The sequence below is a fragment of the Variovorax sp. GW823-FHT02B07 genome, from assembly GCF_058797695.1.
The window spans coordinates 131,463-152,580 of the sequence record NZ_JBXAJX010000009.1; the positions used below are offsets into that span (position 1 = coordinate 131,463).

Here is a 21,118-nt window from a genome sequence, read left to right on the forward strand (position 1 = left end):
CCTTTTCCGCTGCTTTCTCTGCCCGTGTCCTTTCGTTTTCCCCTTCGCGTGCTGGCCACGCTGCTGCTGGCGCTGGCCGCCGCACTCGCCTGTGTCGCCCTGCACACCCCGCTGCCCTGGATGATCGGCCCGCTGTTCGCGGTGTCGCTGGCCTCGATCGCGGGCCAGCCGACCGCCAGCCACACGCCGCTGCGCAACCTGGGTCAGTGGGTCATCGGCACGGCCCTGGGCCTGTATTTCACGCCGCAGGTGGTGACGCTGGTGGCCGGCGTGTGGTGGGCGATCCTGCTGGCCATCGGCTGGGCGCTGCTGCTGGGCTGGGGGTTCGGGCGCTGGCTGCACCGCGTGCATGCGGCGCGCATGCCGCATGTGCCGGCGAAATCCATGAGAGCCACGACTTACTTCGCAGGTGCCATCGGCGGCGCTTCGGAGATGACGCTGCTGGCCGAATCGGCCGGCGCGCGCACCGACCTGGTGGCCGCCGCGCACAGCCTGCGGCTGATGGTGGTGACCGTGACGATCCCGTTCGCGATGCAGTGGAGCGGGCTGCACGGCCTGGAGATCAACCCGCCCGGCGTGCGCGAGGTGAACCCGGCCGGGCTGGCCTTGCTGACGCTGGCCACCGGCGCGGGCGGGCTCGCGATGCGGGCGCTGGGCCGCACCAACCCGTGGTTCATGGGGCCGCTGCTGGTGGCCATGGGCTTCACGGTGGCGGGGCAGTCGCTGTCGGCGGTGCCAACCTGGCTGTCGAACACCGCGCAGCTGGTGATTGCCGTGAGCCTGGGCGTGCGCTTCAGCCGCGAGTTTCTGCACACGGCGCCGCGCTGGCTCGGCTCGGTGGCGCTGGGCACGGTCGGCATGCTGGTGCTGTGCGCCGGCGCGGCCTGGCTGCTGGCCGAGGCGACGGGGCTGCATCCGGCCACGATGATCCTGGGCACCTCGCCCGGCGGCATCGCCGAGATGTCGATCACGGCCAAGGTGCTGCAGCTGGGCGTGCCGGTGGTCACGGCCTTCCAGGTGTGCCGGCTGGTGGCGGTGCTGCTGATCGTGGGGCCGATGTACCGCTGGACCGAGCGCTGGGGCGCCTAGGCAAAGAAAAAGCGCCCCGCGGGGCGCTTGTTTCGTTCGGGCGGGGCAGGCCGCTCAGTGCACCAGCACCGGCGTGTGCGCCAGCTCGGCGTAGCCCTCGAGCGTGTCCTCGACCTCTTCCTGCGTGGGCGTGTTGAGCTGCCAGGCGGCGATCTGCTGCTGGAACAGTTCGGCCCAGGAACCGTCGAGGTAGACCTCCTTGCCCGATCGCTTGTCCACGATCTCGAAGCCGTGGCGTTCCAGCACGGGGCCGTTGGGCTTCGTGCTGGGCTCGTCGCCGTCGTTCGGCTGCACGTGCACGACGACGAAGGACTCGGAGTCGTAAAGCATGTTCATGGCGGGCCCTGTGAGGATGTCGATGGCGTTCATGAGGGTTAGATAGCAATCAACGCGCCAGTTTCAAGAACAGTTGTCGTCGCGCCGTTGATATGTGAGTCTTTTTGCCTCAATTGGCGGGCGCTTCGGGTAGGGGTTTGCGCAATTGGGCGTCAGCAAAGTCGCCGTTTGCCTCGGTCTGGCGGATGCGCACGGGCAGGTAGCCGTAGCGCGGCGCCAGCCAGAGCTCCAGTTTCCGGTCGAAATCCTTGCGCGGCGTGCGGGTGAGCTTGCGCGTGGTGAATTCGCCGGCCGGCAGGCTCAGCTGCTCCTCGTCGCCCACCTCGAAGACCCAGACATCGCCGTCGCGCACGCCCACCGTCTGCACCGAGATCCGGGTGCCGGGCGGGTACCGCGCCGGGCTGGCCGCCAGCAGGCCGCCCAGCTGCATCATCACGCTCATGCGGTCCTGCGCGCCCGGTTGCAGGGGCACGGGGGGGGCGTTGTTGCTGAAGATGATCTGCCCCTGGTCGCGCGCGAAATGCGAGGCGACCTCGGCCTTGCGGCTTTCCGAATAGCGCTCGGGTTCCAGGCCCGAGGGGCCGATCTTGCCGGTGCTGTGCCAGTTCAGCAGGGTGAAGAACACCGCCTTGAGCGTGAGCCGCCCGTCGTAGCGGCTGCCGTCCTGCAGCCAGACCAGCTCGCCGAACACGCCGCGCTGCGGCGAGGCGCCCTTCTGGCCCGTGGCCTCGAAATCGAGCGTGACCGAGCCCGGAATCCGCAGCGCCTGGGTGCCGGCGATGGTGCCCGAGGCGCCGCTGCCGGCCGTGGTCGTGCCGCCCTGCGTGCCACCGGCCGTGGTGCCCGTGGCGGTGGCCGGGGCGCCGGCCGGTGTCTCGGGGGCGGTTGCTCCTGAATCTGTAGCGGCCTGCGCGGTCTGGTCGGGCGTTTCGGGCGGAGGCGTCTGGGCCGGCGCGTCCGGCGCGTCCGGCACGGGCGCCGGGGCCGGCTTGGGGCGGGGCACCGACGCCTCGCGCGGACGCCGGGGCTTGGCCGGTGGTGGCGGCTTGGCCGCGACCGGCGCGGCGGCCGGTGCAGCCGGAGCTTCCGCCGCGGGCGGCGCGATCACGATCGTGCGCGTGATGAACTTGCTGGCCAGCGGCGAGGGCTCCGGCCCGATGGCCATCGGCGCCAGCCCGAGCAGCAGCAGGTGCGCCAGCGCCACCGCCAGCGTCAGCGCCGCGAGCGCGCGCCAGGACGGGCGCCCGGGCAGGCCCAGGGACAGCGGTGGGGGCGCGACGTGCGTCGACATGGGTGTGTGGAGTGGGTTGCGGCGCCGAGGTTCACGAAGTCCACTCGGTACACTGCCGCCCGTTCAACCAGTTTAGTGGGCGCGGCGCCGCGCCCTTTTTCTTGCTCACGCCCGCACCATGAAACTCGCCACCCTGAAGGACGGCTCGCGCGACGGCCAGTTGGTCGTCGTCTCGCGCGACCTCACGCTCGCCCACTACGCCACCGGCATCGCGAGCCGGCTGCAGCAGGTGCTGGACGACTGGGGCTTCATGAGCCCGCAGCTGCAGGATCTGTACGACGCCCTCAACCACGGCCGCGCGCGCCACGCCTTTCCCTTCGACCCCGCCCAGTGCATGGCGCCGCTGCCGCGCGCCTACCAGTGGGCCGACGGCTCGGCCTACCTGAACCACGTCGAGCTCGTGCGCCAGGCGCGCAACGCCGAGGTGCCCGAGAGCTTCTACACCGACCCGCTCATGTACCAGGGCGGCAGCGACGACTTCCTCGGCCCGGTCGACGACGTGATCGTGCCCAGCGAGGCCATGGGCATCGACTTCGAGGCCGAGATCGCCGTCGTCACCGGCGACGTGAAGATGGGGTCCACGCCCGACCAGGCGCTGGACGGCATCCGCCTCGTGATGCTGGCCAACGACGTGAGCCTGCGCAACCTCATCCCGGCCGAACTGGCCAAGGGCTTCGGCTTCTTCCAGAGCAAGCCCGCCACCGCCTTCAGCCCCGTGGCTGTCACGCTCGACGAGCTCGGCGAGGCCTGGCAGGACGGGCGCGTGCACCTGGCGCTGCAAAGCAGCTGGAACGGCCGTAAGGTCGGCCTGTGCGACGCCGGCCCCGAGATGACCTTCCACTTCGGCCAGCTCATCGCCCACATCGCCAAGACCCGCAACGTGCGCGCCGGCAGCATCGTGGGCAGCGGCACCGTGAGCAACAAGGGCGTCGAGAAGAACGGCCGCATGGAATGGCCCAAGGGCTACTCGTGCATCGCCGAGAAGCGCTGCATCGAGACCATCCAGGACGGCGCGCCGGCCACCGACTTCATGAAGTTCGGCGACACGATCCGCATCGAGATGAAGGGGCTGGACGGACGCTCGCTGTTCGGCGCGATCGACCAGGAGATCGTGTCGACGGCGGGGCGGCCGGTGGAGGCGCCGGTGTCGCTCACCAAGCCGCAGGCCGGGACCGACACCGGCACCGCGCCGGAACCTGCCGCCGAAGGCTGACGCAGGCCCTGTCGGGGTTTCTCCCCGTTCGGCTGGCCGGAAGCCCCCGTTCCGCAAAGCCCAACCCTGCGCGGCGGGCGCTGCCTAGGATGCAGCGATCCGTTCACTGCAAGGAGACAGGTCCATGGGCATGCCGAAGCTGGCGGGGCGCGCGTTGTGCGCATGGGGGGTGATGGGCATGGCGCTGGCCGGACAGGCCGCCGCCCAGAAGCTCAGCGACGACAAGGTGCGCGTGGGCGTGCTGTCGGACATGTCGGGCCTGTACGCCGACACCGCGGGGCGCGGCTCGGTCGAGGCCGCGCGCATGGCCATCGAGGACTTCGGCGGCAAAGTGCTCGGGCGGCCCATCGAACTGGTCTGGGGCGACCACCAGAACAAGGCCGACATCGGCGCCTCGCTGGCACGCACCTGGTACGACCGCGACGGCGTCGACGCCATCTTCGACATGAACAACTCGGCCGTCGCGCTGTCGGTGGTCAACCTGGCGCGCGAGCGGCAGAAGCTGTCGATCAACACCGGCGGTGCCTCGGTGGCGCTCACCAACGAAGCCTGCGCGCCGACCTCGGTCCACTACACCTACGACACCTACGCGCTGGCCAACGGCGCCGCGCAGGGCGTGAGCCGCCAGGGCGGCAAGACCTGGTACCTGATCGGCGTGGACTACGCCTTCGGCAAGGCCATGGCCGCCAACATGACCGAGTTCGTCGGCGAACTGCAGGGCAAGGTGATCGGCAGCGTGTTCCACCCGCTCAACGCGAGCGACTTCTCGTCGTACGTGCTGCAGGCGCAGGCCTCGGGGGCCGACACCATCGCGCTGGCCAACGCCACCAGCGACACGGTCAATGCCGTCAAGGCGGCGCGGCAGTTCGGCGTGTCGCCCAAGCAGCGCGTGGTGCCGATGCTGATGTTCATCAACGACGTGCATGCGCTGGGCCTGGCGCAGGCGCAGGGCATGACCTTCGCCACCGGCTTCTACTGGGACCGCACGCCCGAGTCGCGGGCCTGGGCGCGGCGCTATTTCGAGCGCATGAAGAAGATGCCCTCGATGATCCAGGCCGGCGCCTACTCGGCAGTCACGCACTACCTGAAGGCGGTGCAGGCCGCGGGCACCGACGACGGCGCCACCGTGGCCGCGAAGATGAAGGCGATGCCGGTGAACGACTTCTTCGCGCAGGGCGGCACGATCCGCGCCGACGGCCGCATGGTGCACGACATGTACCTGGTGAGCGTGAAGAAGCCCGCCGAGTCGAAGTACCCGTGGGACTACTACACGGTGCTGTCCACGATCCCCGGCGACAAGGCCTTCCAGCCCTTGTCGAAGAGCAAGTGCCCGCTGGTTGCCGCAGCGAAGTCCTGATGAGCTGACCGCCTGACCGAACCCAAGGAGACCTCATGAAAGTCCGTGCCGCCGTCCTGCAGCGCCTCGGCGCCCCCGCGCCCTATGCCCAGAGCCGACCGCTCGAGATCGAGGAGGTCGAGCTGGCGCCGCCCGGCCCCGGCGAGGTGCTGGTGCGCATCGCGGCCGCGGGGCTGTGCCACTCGGACCTGTCGATCCTCAACGGCGACCGGCCGCGCCGCACGCCGATCGTGCTGGGTCACGAAGCGGCCGGCGTGGTCGAGGCGCTGGGCGAGGGCGTGACCGACCTGGCGCCGGGCGACCACGTGATCCTGGTGTTCGTGCCGAGCTGCGGCCATTGCGCGCCCTGCGCCGAGGGCCGGCCCGCGCTGTGCGAGCCGGGCGGCGCGGCCAACGTGGCGGGCACGCTGCTGGGCGGCGCGCGGCGGTTGTCGTACCGCGGCGAGCCGATGGACCACTTCGTGGGCGTGTCGGCCTTTGCCGAGTACGCGACGGTGTCGCGCCGCTCGCTGCACAAGATCGACCGCGAGCTGCCGCTGGAAATTGCGGCCATGTTCGGCTGCGCGGTGGTGACGGGCGTCGGCGCCGTGGTCAACACCTCGCAGGTGCGGCCGGGCCAGACCGTGGCCGTGGTGGGGCTCGGCGGCGTGGGGCTGGCCGCGCTCATGGGCGCGCTGGCCGCGGGCGCCGCGCGCGTGATCGCGGTCGACCTGGCGCAGGACAAGCTCGATTTCGCTCTCGCGCTGGGCGCCACCGACAGCGTCAACGCCAGCGACCCCGATGCGGCCAAGCGGCTGCGCGACATGACCGAGGGCGGCGTCGACCATGCGCTCGAGATGGTGGGTTCGGCCAAGGCGCTGGAGTTCGCCTACAAGGTCACGCGCCGCGGCGGCACCACCGTGACCGTGGGCCTGCCCGCCGCCATCCAGACGCTGAACACGCCGGTCTGGCACCTCGTGGCCGAGGAGCGCACGCTCAAGGGCAGCTACCTCGGCAGCTGCGTGCCGCGGCGCGACCTGGGGCGCTTCATCGCGCTGTACCGCCAGGGCAAGCTGCCCGTGGACCGGCTGCTCACCGGGCGCCTGAAGCTCGAGGAGATCAACGAGGGCTTCGACCGGCTGCAGCGCGGCGAGGCCATCCGGCAGATCGTCACGATGCCGTGACGGCCGCAGGCATCGCGCCCCGCAGCAACTCCTTCTGCGTCCGAATCCCCAACCGCCGGAACGCCCGGTACTGATGCGTGCGCACCGTGCTGAGCTCCACGCCCAGCACGCGCGCCGTTTCCTTCGCCGTGCGGCCCGCCATCAGGTGGCCGATCACCTCGCGTTCGCGCAGGCTCAGTGTCAACAGCCGCGAGGCGAGGGTGGGCGCGGCCGCCTCGTGCACGGCCGCCGCGCTGCGGCTGTGGGCGCTGGCGGCGTCGGCCAGCAGCGTGGCGTGGGCGGCGATGACGCCGAAGTCGGTCTCGCCGAACTCGGGCTGCGCCAGGCTGCGGTAGAAGCTCACGGCCACGCGCTGGCCGCTCGGGCGCAGCAGCAGCACCGAGCTGCGCTCGCGGATGCCCACGTCGCCGTAGCAGGCGGCGCGGTAGGCGGGGTCGGCCACCTCGTCGCCGTGCTGGTGGCCCATCCACAGCTGCGCGCGCTTCGGCAGCTTGCGCGCGGCCAGCCAGGCCATGTGGGGGTCGAGCCGGTCGAAGCGCTGCGCCACGTAGCGCTCGGCGGTGCGCTCGGCCGTATGGCCGTAGCTGCTGGCGGCCGACACGGTCTCGATGCGGCCGGTGGCGTCGACGCCGAACACGGTGCAGAAGGTGACGGGCATCACGCGGTGCATCGCCGCCAAGCAACTGGCCGCCAGGTGCGGCGTGCCGATGCCCGCCAGCACGTCGCCGACGACGGCGGCTGACAGCTGGGCGTCGGCGGCAGGGTGGAGGCGCCAGCGTTTCATGGGGTTTCGAAGGAGGGCTAGGGTAAATACCTCCTACGAAGTTATGACATTGGCGTGGGCGGTGCATCGGGACAATCCCGTTCCATGACCACCACCCGTACCGCCGACGCCGCCACCGGCCCCGTGCCGCCGCCGTCCTCCGCGACCGCGCTGCCGCCTTCGGTCGGCGCCTTCCACTACACGCGCTTCGCGCCCCGGCTGCCGTCGCTCGGCGCCGACGGCATGGAGCCCGGCCGCCACCCCGTCGTGATAGCGGGCGGCGGCCCGGTGGGCATGGCGCTCGCGCTGGGGCTCGCCAACCACGGCGTGCGCTGCGTGGTGCTCGAGGCCGACGACACGGTCTGCGTGGGCAGCCGCGCGGCCTGCATCTCGCGCCGCAGCCTGGAGATCGTCGAGCGCCTGGGCGCGCTGCCGGCCTTCATGGGCAAGGGCCTGCCGTGGAGCGTGGGGCGCAGCTTCTACAAGACGGCCGAGGTGTTCCGCTTCGAGATGCCGCAGGCCGCGCAGCAGAAGCTGCCGCCGATGATCAACCTGGAGCAGTACTACATCGAGCAGTACCTGCTGGACGAGATCGAGCGCCGCAACGCCGCGACGCCGGGGCTCGTCGACATCCGCTGGGGCACCGAGCTCACCGCGCTCGCGCAGGACGAGGACGGCGAGGGCGTGACGCTCGACGTGCGCAATACCGAGGGCGCCTACCGCCTGCGCGGCCAGTGGCTCGCGGCCTGCGATGGCGGCCAGAGCTTCGTGCGCAAGTCGCTCGGGCTGGCGCTGGAGGGCACGGGCTACGAAGGCCGCTACGTGATCATCGACATCGAGCTGCACAGCGACCACCCGACCGAGCGCCGCGCCTGGTTCGACCCGCCGTGGAACCCCGGCTCGACCGTGCTGATGCACCGCCAGCCCGACGACATCTGGCGCATCGACTACCAGCTGCGCGCCGGCCAGAGCACCGAAGACGCGCTGCAGCCCGCGGCGGTGGCCGAGTTCGTGCAGCGCCATCTCGACGCCATCGGCGAAGGCCACCTGCCGTGGAAGACGGTGTGGACCTCGGTCTACCGCGCCGGCGCGATGACGCTCGACAGTTATCGCCACGGCCGCGTCGTGTTCGCGGGCAACGCGGCGCACGCGATGCCGATCTTCGGCGTGCGCGGCCTCAACTCGGGCTTCGACGACGCCGACAACCTGGCCTGGAAACTGGCCTTCGTGGCCCAGGGCCTGTCGGGCCCGGCGCTGCTGGATTCGTACTCGCAGGAGCGCATCGCGGCCTTCCACATCAACGCCGAGAGCGCGATGCGCAGCACCGAGTTCATGTCGCCGCCCTCGCGCGGCTTCGACCTGCTGCGCGAGGCGGCGCTGTCGCTGTCGGAGGCCCATCGCGGCATCGCGCAGCTCATCAACCCGCGCCAGACGCAGGCTGTGCGCTATGACGGTTCGGCGCTGTCGAGCGCGGGCGATGCGCTGCCCGCCGGGCCGCTGCCGGGCGAGGCGATGCCCGAGCAGCCGCTCGCGCAAGGCCATCTGACCGACTGGATCGGCCCGGTGTTCACGCTGCTGGTGCTGCAGCCGGACCTGGCGCCGCTGCCCGACGCCGACATCGCGCAGGCCCGGCAAGGCGCCTTGCCTTTCGAGGTGCGCACCATCGGAAACCTGGGGAGCAACGACCGCACCGATGCGCAGGCATCCCCCGCCGTCTTCGCCGCGCTCGGCGCCGGCGATGGCGCCGTCTACCTGCTGCGCCCCGACGGCCATGTAGCCGCGCGCTGGCACCGGCTGCCGGCCGGTGCGCTGCCCGCCGCGCTGGCGCGCGCGGCCGTCGCCACTTCACAGGACATTCCCGCATGACGACCTCCGCTCCCTCGCTCCACCCCGACGCCCGCGACCGCCTGTACGCCGAGTGCGCGCGCGCCATCACCGAGGCCGGCGCCGAGCGCGAATCGCTGTTCCTCGCGCGGCTCGCGTTGCTGCTGTTCGAGCAGGTCGGCGACGAGGCGCGCTGCCGCGCCGCGCTGGCCGACGCGTTGCGCGCGCTGCCCGTACCATCGCTGTCCGCTTCCGAACAAAAAACAGGAGATTGATCTCATGGATCGCCGCACCCTTCTCGCCACGCTCGCCTCCGGCGCCGCCGTGGCCGCAGCCCCCTTCGCCCACGCACAGGACTACCCCGCGCAACTCATCAAGTGGGTCGTGCCGTACCCCGCGGGCGGCGGCACCGACGTGATCGCGCGCGTGCTGGCCGAGGCCATGCGCCAGACGCTGGGCCAGCAGATCGTGGTCGACAACCGCCCCGGCGCGTCGACCAACATCGGCGCCGACCTGGTCGCCAAGAGCAAGCCCGACGGCTACACGGTGCTGTCGGCCGACAACGCCGTGCTGGCCTTCAACGAGCACCTGTTCAGCAAGCTGCCGTTCAACCCCGAGAAAGACTTCACCTACATCGGCGCCATCGGCAAGTTCCCGCTCGCGCTGGTGGTGCACCCGGACTTCCCGGCCAAGACCTTCAAGGAGTTCCTGGCCTACGTGAAGGCCAACCCCGGCAAGGTCAACTACGCCTCGCCCGGCAACGGCTCGCCGCACCACCTGGCGATGGAAATGTTCAAGGCGCGCACCGGCACCTTCATCACCCACATCCCGTACCGCGGCGCGGCGCCGGCCATGGCCGACGTGATGGGCGGCCAGGTGCCGTGCATGTTCCTGGACCTGGCCTCGGGCCTGCCGATCATGCAGGGCAACAAGGTGCGCGTGCTGGCCATCGGCTCGGGCGCGCGCAGCAAGCGCCTGCCCGACGTGCCGACGCTGGCCGAAGTGGGCGTGCCCAACACCGAGGTGTTCGCGTTCCAGGGCATCCTGGGCCCGGCCGGCCTGCCCGCCGCCGTGGTGAACAAGCTCAACAGCGACCTGAACAAGGCCTTCAGCACGCCGGCCGTGCAAAAGCGCTTCGACGACTTCGGCATGGAAGCGATGCCCGGCACGCCGGCGCAGTTCGCGGCGCTGTCACGCGCGGAATCGAAGCGCTGGGGCCCGATCATCAAGCAGGCCGGCATCAAGCTGGACTGATGCCGTCAGGGGGCGTTCACCTCAGCGGGTGAACGCTTTTCGCGAGCCGTCTTCGAAGACTTCGTCGTCGCGCTGCAGCTCGCCGTTCTCGTCCCAGCTGCGTTCGCGCGTCACGCGGCCCTTGTCGTCGAAGCTCGACTCGGCCAGCAGCTCGCCTTTTTCATTGAAGCGCTGGTGCGTGCCTACGGGCACCTGCCGGCCGCGCCCCGGCGCGAGGTAGCGGCCCTGCGCGGCGCGCTGGCCGCTGTCGTAGAACTCGGTCACGTCGACCGTGCGCTCGCTGCCGGCGCCGCTGTAGACGGCCTTGCTGCGCGGCTGGCCGTTGAGGTGGTAGCTGTCGTCGCTCAGGGGCTCGCCCGCGGCGTTCCAGCGCTGGTCGCGCACCAGCGAGCCGCGGTCGGAAAACTCCTGCTCGCGCTGGCGGATCGACGAGCGCCCGACCAGCAGCCACACGGTTTCGCGCCGCTTCACGCCCTCGGACGAAAAACTGCGCTCCACGCGCCGGTTGCCGGTGGTCTCGTCGACCACCGAGGGCTTGCCGTTGTCGTAGAACTCCTGCGTGCGCACGCGCTTGCCCGCCTGGTACGACAGCCGCGAGCGCAGCGTGCCGCGCGCGTCGAACAGGTCGACGTTCGAGGGCCCGCCCGTGAAGCCGCACAGCTTGGCATCGTCGGCCACCGGCGCCAGCACCGGCGCTTCGGCGCAGCGCAGCATCGACATCTGGCCGCGCTCGGTGAACTCGACCATGGCGCGCTCGGTGCCGCGGTCGGGGTAGAAGGTGGCGCGTCGCAGCTGGCCGCCGGGGTAGAAGCTGCGCACCAGGCCGCGCTCCTGGCCGTCGTCGTACGTGGCGTCGCGCAGCACCTGGCCGCCCGGCGCGAACTCGCGCGCGCGGCCGTGCATGTTGCCCTTGGCGTTGATGGTGTGCTCGCGCGCGAGCTTGCCCTTTTCATAGAAGCGCACCAGGCCCATGAAGACGCCGTTCTGCACCTGCTGCTCGCGCTGGAGCTCGCCGGTGCCGCGGTCCTTGCAGCGCATCAGGCCGGTCTTGCCGGCGGTGCTGTTGCCGTCGGCGGGGCTCACGCGCTGGCCGTTGAGCTCGCACTCCTGCTGCGCATGGACCGTCGGGGTACCCAGCAGCGCGGCGAATGCGATCGCGGCCGGGCCGAGGAGGGACGCGGCCGCCCGAGGCGCCCGAAGAGCGGGAACGGGCGGGCGCAGGGTCACTTGTCGTAGAGCGTGTCGAGCGAGCGGAAACCCTTGACCTCGATCGGGTTGCCGAAGGGGTCGCAGAAGAACATCGTCCACTGCTCGCCCGGCTGGCCTTCGAAGCGCACCTGCGGCTTCAGCACGAACTCGGTGCCGGCGGCTTCGAGGCGCCCGGCCAGCGCCTGCCAGTCGGGCAGCGCGAGCACGATGCCGAAGTGCGGCATGGGCACCATCGCGTCGCCGACGCGGCCGGTGCGGGTGGTGGCGAAGGGTTCGCCCAGGTGCAGCGAGATCTGGTGGCCGAAGAAGTCGAAGTCGACCCAGGTGTCGGTGCTGCGGCCTTCGGCGCAGCCGAGCACGTCGCCGTAGAAGCGGCGGGCGCCGTCCAGGTCGCGCACGTGGAAGGCAAGGTGAAAGATGCTTTGCATGGTTTTGGATTATGGGCAGCGGTGCTGTGAGAATGCCGGACTTTCTTTCAATCATGGAGCTCGCCTTGCGGATACTCCGAGCCCTCGTCGCACCGCTGCGCCTGCTGTCGCGCGGCACCGACCGGCCGGCGCCCCAGCGCCTTCTTGCACGTCTGACCCGCCAGGCCCTTGCCGGTGTCGGCGGTTGCTTTCTTGCGGTCGCGGCCCACGCCGCCGTCTGCCCGCCCTCGGCCATCGCGAGCCTCGAGAAGCCCGGCATCGGCCTGCGCAACGGCATCGACCGCGGCCTGCTGTGGCGCATCGAGCGCGACGGCCGCACCTCCTGGCTCTACGGCACCCTGCACCTGGGGCGCGGCGAATGGGTGCGTCCCGGCCCGACCGTGCAGAAGGCGCTGGCGCAGAGCGACACGCTCGCGCTGGAGCTCGACTCGCGCGACGACGCCACGGTGCGCGCCCTGAGCCAGCCGGCCGACCCGGCCGCGGTGGCGCGCGTGCTCAGCGGCGAACGCGCCCGCCGGCTCGAGCGCCAGAACGCCGAGGCCTGCGTGCCGCCGGGTTCGACCGCCCGGCTGCCGCCCATCCTGCAGGTGACGGCGCTGACCGCGCTGGCGGCGCGCGCCGACGGGCTGTATGCGGAGTTCGGCGTCGACGAGACGCTGGCCGTCTCGGCCCGCAACAGCAACAAGCCGATCGTCGCGCTCGAGAACGCGGCCGACCAGCTGCGCTGGCTCACCGGCGGTTCCGAAGCCGAGGAGGCCGAGCAGATCGACGCCATGCTCGACGAGCTCGAATCGGGCCGGCTGCGCGGCCAGCTCAAGACGCTGGCCGATGTCTGGGCGCGCAGCGACGCGGCCCGGCTGGCGCGCTACGCCGAGTGGTGCGAGTGCCTGAACACGCCGGCCGAGCAGCGCCTCATGAAGCGCCTGCTCGATGACCGCAACCCCGGGCTGGCCGACGGCATCGAGCGCCTGCACGCGGGCGGGCGCAGCGCGTTCGCCGCGGTCGGCGCGCTGCACATGGTCGGCGCGCAGGGCCTGCCCACGCTGATGGCGGCGCGCGGCTTTCGCGTGACGCCGGTGCTCACCGAGGCGCAGGCGCAGCAGGCGCTGCCGATGCCGGCGCTCGCCGCGCCCGAGCCGCCAGCGCGCAAGGCGGTGCGTGGCGGCAAGAACGTCAAGGGGCAGAAGGCGGCCAAGGGCACGGGCCAGAAGGCCGCCGCGAAGGGCGGGGCCAAGCCGGCCGCGAAGGCTGCCGCCGCGCCCAAGGGCAAGGCCGCACCCCGTGCCGCCCCCAAGGCCGCGAACAGCAAAGTGCGCCGATAATCGCGACCGCCATGCACACGTTGCGCCCCCACCCCCGCCTGATCGGCCGCCTCGGCCGGTGGGTGCTGCTGTGGTTCGTGCTGTCGCTGGGCGTGGCGGTGGCGTCGCCGGTGGTGCATCCGCAGGCGATGGAACTGGTGTGTTCCGGCGCCGGCACCATCAAGGTGGTGGTGCACACCGAAGACGGCGTGCAGGACATGGGCGCCACGCACATGGACTGCCCGCTGTGCGTGCTGACCGGCGCACCGCCCCCGCCGCCCGTGGCCGCCGCGTTCGATGCGCCCCTGCCGCTGGGGCGCGTGCTTCAACCCATTCCCGCCGCGCGCCATGCCGCGGCCACGGCCGCGCCGCTGCCGGCCCGTGGGCCCCCGCGTTCCGCCTGAGCGATCAGCAACAGCGCTGTCTGTCGGTGCACCCCGGGTGCGCGCAGGCAGTCCCTTTGGCTTGAAGTTCGTGGAGCCGGTTCCCCATGAAGCAGCACTCCCGCGCCCTGGCGGTCGCCATGGCATTTCCCTTCAGCGCGCCGGTGTGGGCGCAGCAGCAAACGCCGCCGGACGTTGATCCGCCGGAGGCCGGCGCCGCGGCCGCCCCGGGCCGCACGCTCGGCACCGTCACCATCAGCGGCGGCCGGCCGACCTCGCTGCCGACGCAGATCCCCACCACCATCGAAGGCGTGACCGCCGAGCAGATCGCCGAGACGGTCAACGCGACCGACGCCGAAGACGCGCTCAAGTACCTGCCGAGCCTGCTGGTGCGCAAGCGCTACATCGGCGACTTCAACCACGCGGTGCTGGCCACGCGCGCCTCGGGCACGGGCAACAGCGCGCGTGCGATGGTCTACGCCGACGGCATCATGCTGTCGAACCCGCTGGGCAACGGCGCCACCTTCGCGCCGCGCTGGGGCATGGTGTCGCCCGACGAGATCGAGCGCGTCGACGTGCTCTACGGCCCGTTCTCGGCCGCCTACCCGGGCAACTCGGTGGGCGCCGTGGTCGACTACGTGACGCGCATGCCCACGCAGCTCGAGGCGCACGTCAAGCTCAGCGGCTTCACCTCGAACTTCGACCTGTACAACAGCCATTCGTCGCCGGGCGGCCAGCAGCTCGACCTGTCGCTGGGCAGCCGCAGCGGCGACTGGTCGTGGTGGCTCGGCGCCTCGCGCACCCACAGCAAGGGGCAGTCGCTGTCGTTCGCCAACCGGCTCGTGAGCGCGGGCACGGTGGGCAGTGCGGGCACGCCCGTCACCGGCGCGGTGCTCGGGCTGAACCCGTCGAACCAGCCCTGGTGGCTGCTGGGCGGCACCACCGCCTACGACACGACCCAGGAGCAGGCCAAGCTCAAGCTGGCCTACGACTTCTCGCCCACCGTGCGCGCCACCTACACGCTGGGCGCCTGGCACAACACCACGCACGGCAGCACCGACACGTACCTGCGCGATGCGCTCGGCCAGCCGGTGTACGGCGGGCGCGTGAACCTCGGCGGACGCACCTACAACCTCGACGCACCGGCCGCCGCCTTTGCGCCGACCGAGACGGCGCTCACGCACTACATGCACGGCCTCTCGGTGAAGAGCCACACGGGCGGCGTGTTCGACTGGGAGGTGGCGGCGAGCCTGTTCGACTACGCGAAGGACACCTCGCGCACGCCGACCACGGCGCTGCCGGGCGCCTTCTACGGCGGCCCGGGCCGCACCACCGACATGGGCGGCACCGGCTGGCACACCTTCAAGGCCGCGGGCACCTGGCGGCCTACCGGCTCGGCCGAAGGCGTGGGCGCGCACGTGGTCGACTTCGGCGTCCAGCAGGACACCGCGCGGCTGCGCAGCGCCATCGGCAACACGCGCGACTGGATCGGCGGGCCGGCCGTGTCGCCGTTCTCTGCCTTCAACGGCAACACGCGACTGCGCTCGCTCTACGTGCAGGACACCTGGCGCTTCGCCAAAGACTGGAAGACCACGCTGGGCCTGCGCCACGAGCGCTGGGAGGCCTACGGCGGCCAGCTCGGCAACGCGGCGCGGCTGCTCGACTTCGCGCCGCGCAAGAACAGCTTCGTCTCGCCCAAGGCCGCGCTCGCCTGGCAGGCCACGCCCGACTGGCACTTCAAGGCCTCGGTCGGGCGCGCCGTGCGCATGCCCACCGTGAGCGAGCTCTACCAGGGCTCGATCGAGGGCAACCGCATCGTCAACACCAACCCCGAGCTGCGCCCCGAGCGCTCGTGGACCGCCGAGCTGAGCGCCGAGCGCGACCTCAAGCGCTGGGGCGTCGACGGCGTGCTGCGCACCACGCTGTTCTTCGAGCACACGAAGGACGCGCTCTACACCCAGGCGCTCACCAACCTCGTGAGCACCGTGCAGAACGTCGACGCCATCCGCACGCGCGGGCTGGAGGTGGCGATCAACACGGTCGATGCGGGCATCCAGGGGCTGGACCTGGGCGGCAGCCTCACGCTGACCGATTCGAAGATCACCGCCAACCGCGGCTTCCCGGCCAGCGTCGGGCGCGACCAGCCGCGCGTGCCCAAGGTGCGCGCCTCGCTGCTCGCCACCTACCGGCCCGACGCCAAGTGGAGCTACACCGTCGGCGCGCGCTACAGCGGCCGGCAGTACGGCACGCTCGACAACAGCGATCCGAACGGCATGGCCTTCATGGGCTTCTCGAAGTTCTTCGTGGTCGATGCGCGCATCCGCTACCGCATCGACCGCCAGTGGAGCGCCGCCGTCGGCATCGACAACCTGAACAACCGCACCTACTGGGCCTTCCACCCGTACCCGCAACGCACCTTCGTGGCCGAACTCAAGTTCGACCTCTGACCCTCACTTTTTCCTCTCCAAGGACACACGCCATGACGAAGCTTTCGACCCCCACTTTCCACATCCTCGCCGCCTGCGCCCTGCTGGCCGGTGCCGGCGCCGCCGGTGCCCACGTGAGCCTGCCCCCGGGCGGCGCCACCGTCGGCAGCGAGTACAACGCCGCCTTCCGCGTCGGCCACGCCTGCGAAGGCGCCAAGGCCACGACCGGCCTCGCGGTGCGCCTGCCCAAGGGCTTCGTGCTCACCGACGCCCAGGCGCGCAAGGGCTGGAAGCTCGACGCGCCCAAGGCCGGCAGCGCCGAAGGCGAGGTGCGCTGGACGGCAGAGACGCCGCAGAACGCGCTGCCCGGCAGCGAGCGCGGCGAGTTCGTGCTGCGCGGCAAGGTGCCCGCCACGCCGGGCCCGCTGTGGTTCAAGGTGCGCCAGGACTGCGACGTCGGCAGCGTCGACTGGGCCGAAGTGCCCGCGTCGGGCACCGCCACGGCCGGCCTGAAGACGCCGGCGCCCAAGCTCGACGTGGTCGCGCAGGGCGTGGCCACGGTCGACGTGCGCGACGCCTGGGTGCGCCAGTCGGTGCCGGGCCAGAGCGGCACAGGCGCCTTCATGAAGCTCACCGCGCCCACGGGCACGAAGCTGGTCGGCATCTCGACGCCCGCCGCCGGCGTGGCCGAGGTGCACGAGATGAAGATGGAAGGCGACACCATGCGCATGCGCGAACTCGCGGGCGGCCTCGAGCTGCCGGCCGGCAAGACCGTCGAGCTCAAGCCCGGCGGCTACCACGTGATGCTGATGGACCTGAAGGGCGCGATGACCAAGGGCGCGACCGTGCCCATGACCCTGAAGTTCGAGGACGCCAAGGGCGCGAAGACGACGCTGGAGTTGAAGCTGCCGGTCGGTGCGCCCGAAGGCGCCGCCGCCGCTGCTGCACCCGCCGCGGGCGGTGCGCACCAGCACAAGCACTGAACTGGTCGAGCCGGACCGTCAGAGCAACTGGTCCGGCGCCAGCGGCCCGAACAGCCGCAGCAGGAAGCGCAGCGTGGCGCTCGCGTCGGGCTCGGTGTCCGTGTCCTGCAGGCCGCTGCCCTCGGGCGCCTGCCACACCAGCGCGCCCTTCACCAGCTCGACATGCCACGAGCGTTCGCGCATGCCGCGCTCGATCTGCTCGGCCGCCATGCGCGAGAGCTCGCCGCTGCGGATCAGCAGCGCGATCTCGGTGTTCTGCAGCTGCGAACGCAGGTCCAGGTTCATGGAGCCGACCACCAGCAGCCGGCCGTCCATCACCAGCACCTTGGAGTGCAGCATCGCGCGCGATTCGCCGCCCACGCCGCTGCCGCCCGAGGAGCCGAACACATTGCCGAAGTCGGTCTGTTCGCTTCGCAGCTCGTACAGCTCGACGCCTGCGGCGAGCAGCGCCTTGCGGTGGCGCGCATAGCCGACATGGGCGATGGGCGCGTCGTTCGAGGCCAGTGAATTCGTCAGCACCCGGATGCGCACGCCCCGCGCGCGCGCCGCGGCAAAGGCCTGCTGCATGTCGGGGCCGGGCACGAAGTAGGGCGAGATGATCAGCAGGTCGGTGCGCGCCTGGCCGATCAGGTGCAGCAGGCCTTCGACCACCGTGTCGCCGCTGGAGGCCAGGTCGGCCAGCGCGGTGGCGCTGCGCGAGGGCAGCTCGGGCCGGCTCACCACGAGGTCGGGGTTGCGCACCGCACCGGGGCCGCTGTCGGCCGGGATCTTGCCGGGCGCGTCGGCCAGCATCAGGGCCGGGGCCCAGACGAAGGCGGCGCTGCGCAGATCGAGCGGCTTCTCGTCCCAGGCGCGGGCCCGCTGCTCGGCCGTGGGGCCGGCGCCGGGGCGCGGCTCGCCGTCCGGGGGCTTGGGCTGGTTGCGCGCTTCGGCCGCCTCGTCGCTGAGTTCCTGGTCGACCCGGCGCGCGCGGTCGCGGATGCGCTGGAACTCCTCGTGCGAGACCAGCGACTGCACGGGGTAGGCGCGCTCGTTGTTCCAGTAGCTGTCGAAGCTGCGCGAGAGGTCTTGCACGATCGGGCCGGCCGCCAGCACGTCGACGTCGACGAAGTTGCCGGTGGTGGCGTTGCCGAAGTAGGCGTCGCCCAGGTTGCGCCCGCCCGTCACGCCCATCACGTTGTCGGCGAGGAACAGCTTGTTGTGCATGCGCTGCTGGATGCGCGAGACCTCGCCGATGGCGTTGAGCATGCGGTTGAAGCCGGTGCCGCGCGAACCCGCGAGCGGGTTGAACAGCCGCATCTCGATGTTCGGGATGAAGGCCAGGCCGAGCACGAGCGCGTCGCGGCCGATGGTGTGGAAGTCGTCCAGCAGGATGCGCACCCGCACGCCGCGCTCGGCCGCCGCGCGCAGCCCGCGCACCAGCCGGCCGGTGCTGGCGTCGGCGTGGATGGCGTAGTACTGCAGGTCCAGCGTCTTCTGTGCGTTCTCGATCAGCGCCAGCCGGCTGCCGTAGGCCGCCTGCGGGCCGCCCAGCAGCAGGAAGCCCGAGTCGAAGCGCGCCTTGTCGGCGTTGCGGCGCTCCCGCAGCAAGGTCGCCAGCGCCGTGCCGTCGGGCGAGGCGAGCGCGGTCGAGACGGGGCGGTCCACCTCCTTCGGCAGCTGCGCGCAGGCGCCGAGCACCAGGAGGGCCAGCAGCGCGACGCTGCGGCGGACCAACGCGTGGAAGGAAGAAGAAGGCATGCGGCGGGGTCTTTCCGGGAGCAGGGGAAGGCGGTGCCGCATGTATAGCCGAGTTGGCGTCCGTCGTGGGTGGGACGGGCGGCCAACCGGTGAGGGAAGACGGCGCTCAGCGCCCGGCGCCGAGCTCTTCCTGGCGCTCCAGCGCGGCGAGCAGTTCGTCGTCGATCTTCGCGTGGCGCTCGCTCAACTCGACCGCGCGCGAGGCGTCGCTCGCGTAGATGGCGCCGCCGTCGAGCTCGAGCATTTCGCTGATGCGCTTCTGCTCGGTTTCGAGGGCTTCGATCTGCGCGGGCAGGGCTTCGAGTTCGCGCTGCTCCTTGTAAGAGAGCTTCTTGCGGGGACCGCCGGTGGAGGCTGCGGCGGGTGCAGCTGCGGGCGCCGGGGCCGGTGCGGCGGCTGGAGGCGGCGGTGGTGCCGATGCGAGGCGCTGCTCGGCGATCTCGCGTGCGCGCTTGGACTGGATCAGCCAGTCTTCCACGCTGCCCTCGTACTCGCGCCAGCGGCCGTCGCCCTCGAAGGCGATCGTGCTGGTCACCACGTTGTCGAGGAAGGTGCGGTCGTGACTCACGAGGAACACGGTGCCGTCGTAGTCCTGCAGCAGGCCTTCGAGCAGCTCGAGCGTGTCGATGTCCAGGTCGTTGGTCGGTTCGTCGAGCACCAGCACGTTGGCCGGGCGCGCGAACAGGCGCGCCAGCAGCAGGCGGTTGCGTTCGCCGCCGCTGAGCGAGCGCACGGGGGAGTTGGCGCGCGCGGGCGAGAACAGGAAGTCCGACAGGTAGCTCTTGACGTGCTTCTTCTGGCTGCCGATTTCGATCCACTCGCTGCCGGGGCTGATGAAGTCTTCCAGCGTGGCGTCGAGGTCGAGCTTGTCGCGCATCTGGTCGAAGTACGCCACCTGCTGGTTGGTGCCGCGACGGATCTTGCCGCTGTCGGGCTCGAGTTCGCCGAGGATCAGCTTGAGCAGCGTCGTCTTGCCGGCGCCGTTCGGGCCCAGCAGGCCGATCTTGTCGCCGCGCAGGATGGTGCCGCTAAAACCGCGGATCACGGTCTTCTCGCCGAAGGACTTGGTGGCATCGGTGAGCTCGGCCACGATCTTGCCGCTGGACTGGCCCGAGGCCACGTCCATGTTGACGCTGCCCTGCACCTCGCGGCGCGCGGCGCGGCTGGCGCGCAGTTCCTGCAGCCGCGTGATGCGGCTCTGGCTGCGCGTGCGGCGGGCCTCGACGCCCTTGCGGATCCAGATCTCTTCCTGCGCCAGCAGCTTGTCGGCCTTGGCGCTGATGATCGCTTCCTGGGCGAGCTGTTCTTCCTTCTGGACGAGGTACTGCTCGAAGTTGCCCGGGTAGGAACCCAGCTTGCCCCGGTCGAGCTCCACGATGCGGGTGGCGACGCGGTTCAGGAAGCTGCGGTCGTGGGTGATGGTGACGACGCTGCCCTTGAAGTCGATCAGCAACTGCTCCAGCCACTCGATGGAGTCGAGGTCCAGGTGGTTGGTGGGTTCGTCTAATAGAAGCACGTCCGGCGCGGCCACCAGGGCTTGGGCCAGCGCGACCCGCTTGCGCGTGCCGCCCGAGAGCGAGCCGACGCGCGCATTGCGGTCGAGGTGGAGGCGATGCAGCGTTTCTTCGACGCGCTGCTCCCAGTTCCAAGCGTCGTAGGCTTCGATCTTGGACTGCAGGGCGTCCAGGTCGAGCCCGTCCGCACCGGAGAGGTACAGGTCGCGGATGGCGATGACTTCGCCCAGGCCCTGGCTGGCGGCAGTGAACACGTCCGCATCCATGTCGAGCGCGGGTTCCTGCGCCACATAGGCCACGCGCAGGTTCTGCTGCAGCTGGAGCGTGCCGTCGTCGGGCTTTTCCAGCCCGCCCAGTATCTTGAGCATCGACGACTTGCCGGCGCCATTGCGGCCGATCAGGCCGATGCGTTCCGATTCGAGAAGAGAGAAGTCCGCATGATCCAGCAGCGGGACGTGACCGAACGCGAGCTGCGCGTCGAGGAGTGTGATGAGTGCCATGTGGCACGGATTATCGGAGGGGCGGGTGACGGCGCCTGGCGGCTGGGGAAGAAGGCTTCTTTGTGGCTCTCTATATAGAAGGGACTGGCGTCCCCTGGGAGAGACGCCGGCAGTCAGGGAAGAGGCGTGAAGCGGGCGGCGAGCGGGGCGGCAAAGGTCTTCTTCAAGTTTCTTTCGGCTTGGCTTGCACGAGCCGAAATCTGTCATATACTCGTGGGCTTCGCTGCTGAATACCTCTGGTGTTTGAAGCGACTGGTGCTCTCAGGAGCGCTGGTTGTGGGTGGTGAAGAAAGTCTTCGAAAGTTGACGCGGTTTGAAAAAACAGTGCATAATCGAAGGCTTCG

General features: G+C 70.8%; 19 protein-coding genes. 12 read left to right on the plus strand and 7 right to left on the minus strand.

Annotated features, from left to right (window positions below; translation table 11 throughout):
* Nucleotides 1-24 precede the first annotated feature (24 nt).
* A complete protein-coding gene (locus AC1RGU_RS28945; protein WP_492699554.1) occupies nt 25-1,089 on the plus strand; it encodes an AbrB family transcriptional regulator in 1,065 nt (354 codons plus the stop codon).
* Between the two features lie 54 nt (nt 1,090-1,143).
* Here AC1RGU_RS28945 and AC1RGU_RS28950 read toward each other — a convergent pair whose 3' ends face one another.
* Both AC1RGU_RS28950 and AC1RGU_RS28955 read right to left on the minus strand, forming a co-directional pair.
* Nucleotides 1,144-1,425 (minus strand): BTH_I0359 family protein, encoded by a 282-nt coding sequence (locus AC1RGU_RS28950; protein WP_056577200.1) that lies wholly within the window; start codon nt 1,423-1,425, stop codon nt 1,144-1,146.
* A gap of 109 nt (nt 1,426-1,534) precedes the next feature.
* Entirely contained in the window at nt 1,535-2,716 is a 1,182-nt protein-coding gene (locus AC1RGU_RS28955; protein ID WP_492699552.1) for a DUF3108 domain-containing protein, read from the minus strand.
* 118 nt (nt 2,717-2,834) lie between these two features.
* Between AC1RGU_RS28955 and AC1RGU_RS28960 the strand changes: the two genes are divergently transcribed.
* The 3 genes from AC1RGU_RS28960 to AC1RGU_RS28970 all read left to right on the plus strand — a co-directional run bounded on the left by AC1RGU_RS28960 (nt 2,835) and on the right by AC1RGU_RS28970 (nt 6,449).
* Nucleotides 2,835-3,929, plus strand: coding sequence for a fumarylacetoacetate hydrolase family protein (locus AC1RGU_RS28960; RefSeq protein WP_447747451.1), 1,095 nt, complete (start codon nt 2,835-2,837; stop codon nt 3,927-3,929).
* A gap of 130 nt (nt 3,930-4,059) precedes the next feature.
* A complete protein-coding gene (locus AC1RGU_RS28965) occupies nt 4,060-5,286 on the plus strand; it encodes an ABC transporter substrate-binding protein (protein WP_083259400.1) in 1,227 nt (408 codons plus the stop codon).
* Nucleotides 5,287-5,321: 35 nt separating this feature from the next.
* The gene (locus AC1RGU_RS28970) at nt 5,322-6,449 is read left to right on the plus strand and encodes a zinc-dependent alcohol dehydrogenase family protein (RefSeq protein WP_070063846.1); all 1,128 of its coding nucleotides are present in this window, start codon (nt 5,322-5,324) and stop codon (nt 6,447-6,449) included.
* Here the strand turns inward: AC1RGU_RS28970 and AC1RGU_RS28975 are convergent.
* Nucleotides 6,436-7,233, minus strand: coding sequence for a helix-turn-helix transcriptional regulator (locus AC1RGU_RS28975; protein ID WP_159279687.1), 798 nt, complete (start codon nt 7,231-7,233; stop codon nt 6,436-6,438). The two genes, AC1RGU_RS28970 and AC1RGU_RS28975, sit on opposite strands and share 14 nt — an antisense overlap.
* Nucleotides 7,234-7,317: 84 nt before the next feature.
* Between AC1RGU_RS28975 and AC1RGU_RS28980 the strand changes: the two genes are divergently transcribed.
* Genes AC1RGU_RS28980 through AC1RGU_RS28990 form a run of 3 tightly spaced genes read left to right on the plus strand, consistent with a single transcriptional unit; the run spans nt 7,318 to nt 10,290 of the window.
* Nucleotides 7,318-9,078 carry an FAD-dependent monooxygenase gene (locus tag AC1RGU_RS28980; protein ID WP_492699549.1) on the plus strand — a complete coding sequence of 587 codons (1,761 nt, stop codon included), beginning with the start codon at nt 7,318-7,320 and terminating at the stop codon, nt 9,076-9,078.
* Nucleotides 9,075-9,311, plus strand: coding sequence for a hypothetical protein (locus AC1RGU_RS28985; RefSeq protein ID WP_095746954.1), 237 nt, complete (start codon nt 9,075-9,077; stop codon nt 9,309-9,311). Before AC1RGU_RS28980 ends, AC1RGU_RS28985 begins: the two co-directional genes overlap by 4 nt.
* A gap of 4 nt (nt 9,312-9,315) precedes the next feature.
* Nucleotides 9,316-10,290 (plus strand): Bug family tripartite tricarboxylate transporter substrate binding protein, encoded by a 975-nt coding sequence (locus AC1RGU_RS28990; protein ID WP_062482864.1) that lies wholly within the window; start codon nt 9,316-9,318, stop codon nt 10,288-10,290.
* A 21-nt stretch (nt 10,291-10,311) separates the two neighbouring features.
* Here AC1RGU_RS28990 and AC1RGU_RS28995 read toward each other — a convergent pair whose 3' ends face one another.
* Nucleotides 10,312-11,517 carry a toxin-antitoxin system YwqK family antitoxin gene (locus AC1RGU_RS28995; RefSeq protein ID WP_492739391.1) on the minus strand — a complete coding sequence of 402 codons (1,206 nt, stop codon included), beginning with the start codon at nt 11,515-11,517 and terminating at the stop codon, nt 10,312-10,314.
* Entirely contained in the window at nt 11,514-11,927 is a 414-nt protein-coding gene (locus tag AC1RGU_RS29000; RefSeq protein WP_062482861.1) for a VOC family protein, read from the minus strand. Before AC1RGU_RS29000 ends, AC1RGU_RS28995 begins: the two co-directional genes overlap by 4 nt.
* 65 nt (nt 11,928-11,992) lie before the next feature.
* Between AC1RGU_RS29000 and AC1RGU_RS29005 the strand changes: the two genes are divergently transcribed.
* From AC1RGU_RS29005 to AC1RGU_RS29020, 4 genes are all read left to right on the plus strand, one after another.
* Entirely contained in the window at nt 11,993-13,249 is a 1,257-nt protein-coding gene (locus tag AC1RGU_RS29005; protein WP_492699547.1) for a TraB/GumN family protein, read from the plus strand.
* Between the two features lie 11 nt (nt 13,250-13,260).
* Nucleotides 13,261-13,632, plus strand: a complete 372-nt coding sequence (locus AC1RGU_RS29010; RefSeq protein WP_070063852.1) for a DUF2946 family protein — start codon at nt 13,261-13,263, stop codon at nt 13,630-13,632.
* A gap of 86 nt (nt 13,633-13,718) precedes the next feature.
* A complete protein-coding gene (locus AC1RGU_RS29015; RefSeq protein WP_492699545.1) occupies nt 13,719-16,058 on the plus strand; it encodes a TonB-dependent receptor in 2,340 nt (779 codons plus the stop codon).
* Nucleotides 16,059-16,090: 32 nt separating this feature from the next.
* Nucleotides 16,091-17,020: a copper chaperone PCu(A)C domain-containing protein gene (locus AC1RGU_RS29020; protein WP_489062160.1), complete on the plus strand. Its 930-nt coding sequence runs from the start codon at nt 16,091-16,093 to the stop codon at nt 17,018-17,020.
* Between the two features lie 18 nt (nt 17,021-17,038).
* Here the strand turns inward: AC1RGU_RS29020 and AC1RGU_RS29025 are convergent, their stop codons facing one another.
* Both AC1RGU_RS29025 and AC1RGU_RS29030 read right to left on the minus strand, forming a co-directional pair.
* Nucleotides 17,039-18,760 (minus strand): phospholipase D family protein, encoded by a 1,722-nt coding sequence (locus AC1RGU_RS29025; RefSeq protein ID WP_492699543.1) that lies wholly within the window; start codon nt 18,758-18,760, stop codon nt 17,039-17,041.
* A 106-nt stretch (nt 18,761-18,866) separates the two neighbouring features.
* The gene (locus AC1RGU_RS29030; protein WP_492699541.1) at nt 18,867-20,774 is read right to left on the minus strand and encodes an ATP-binding cassette domain-containing protein; all 1,908 of its coding nucleotides are present in this window, start codon (nt 20,772-20,774) and stop codon (nt 18,867-18,869) included.
* Nucleotides 20,775-20,900: 126 nt separating this feature from the next.
* On the opposite strand from AC1RGU_RS29030, the gene AC1RGU_RS29035 reads away from it, so the two are divergent.
* Nucleotides 20,901-21,118 (plus strand): hypothetical protein (locus AC1RGU_RS29035; protein ID WP_492739393.1); only part of this gene is annotated, 218 nt, incomplete at its 3' end.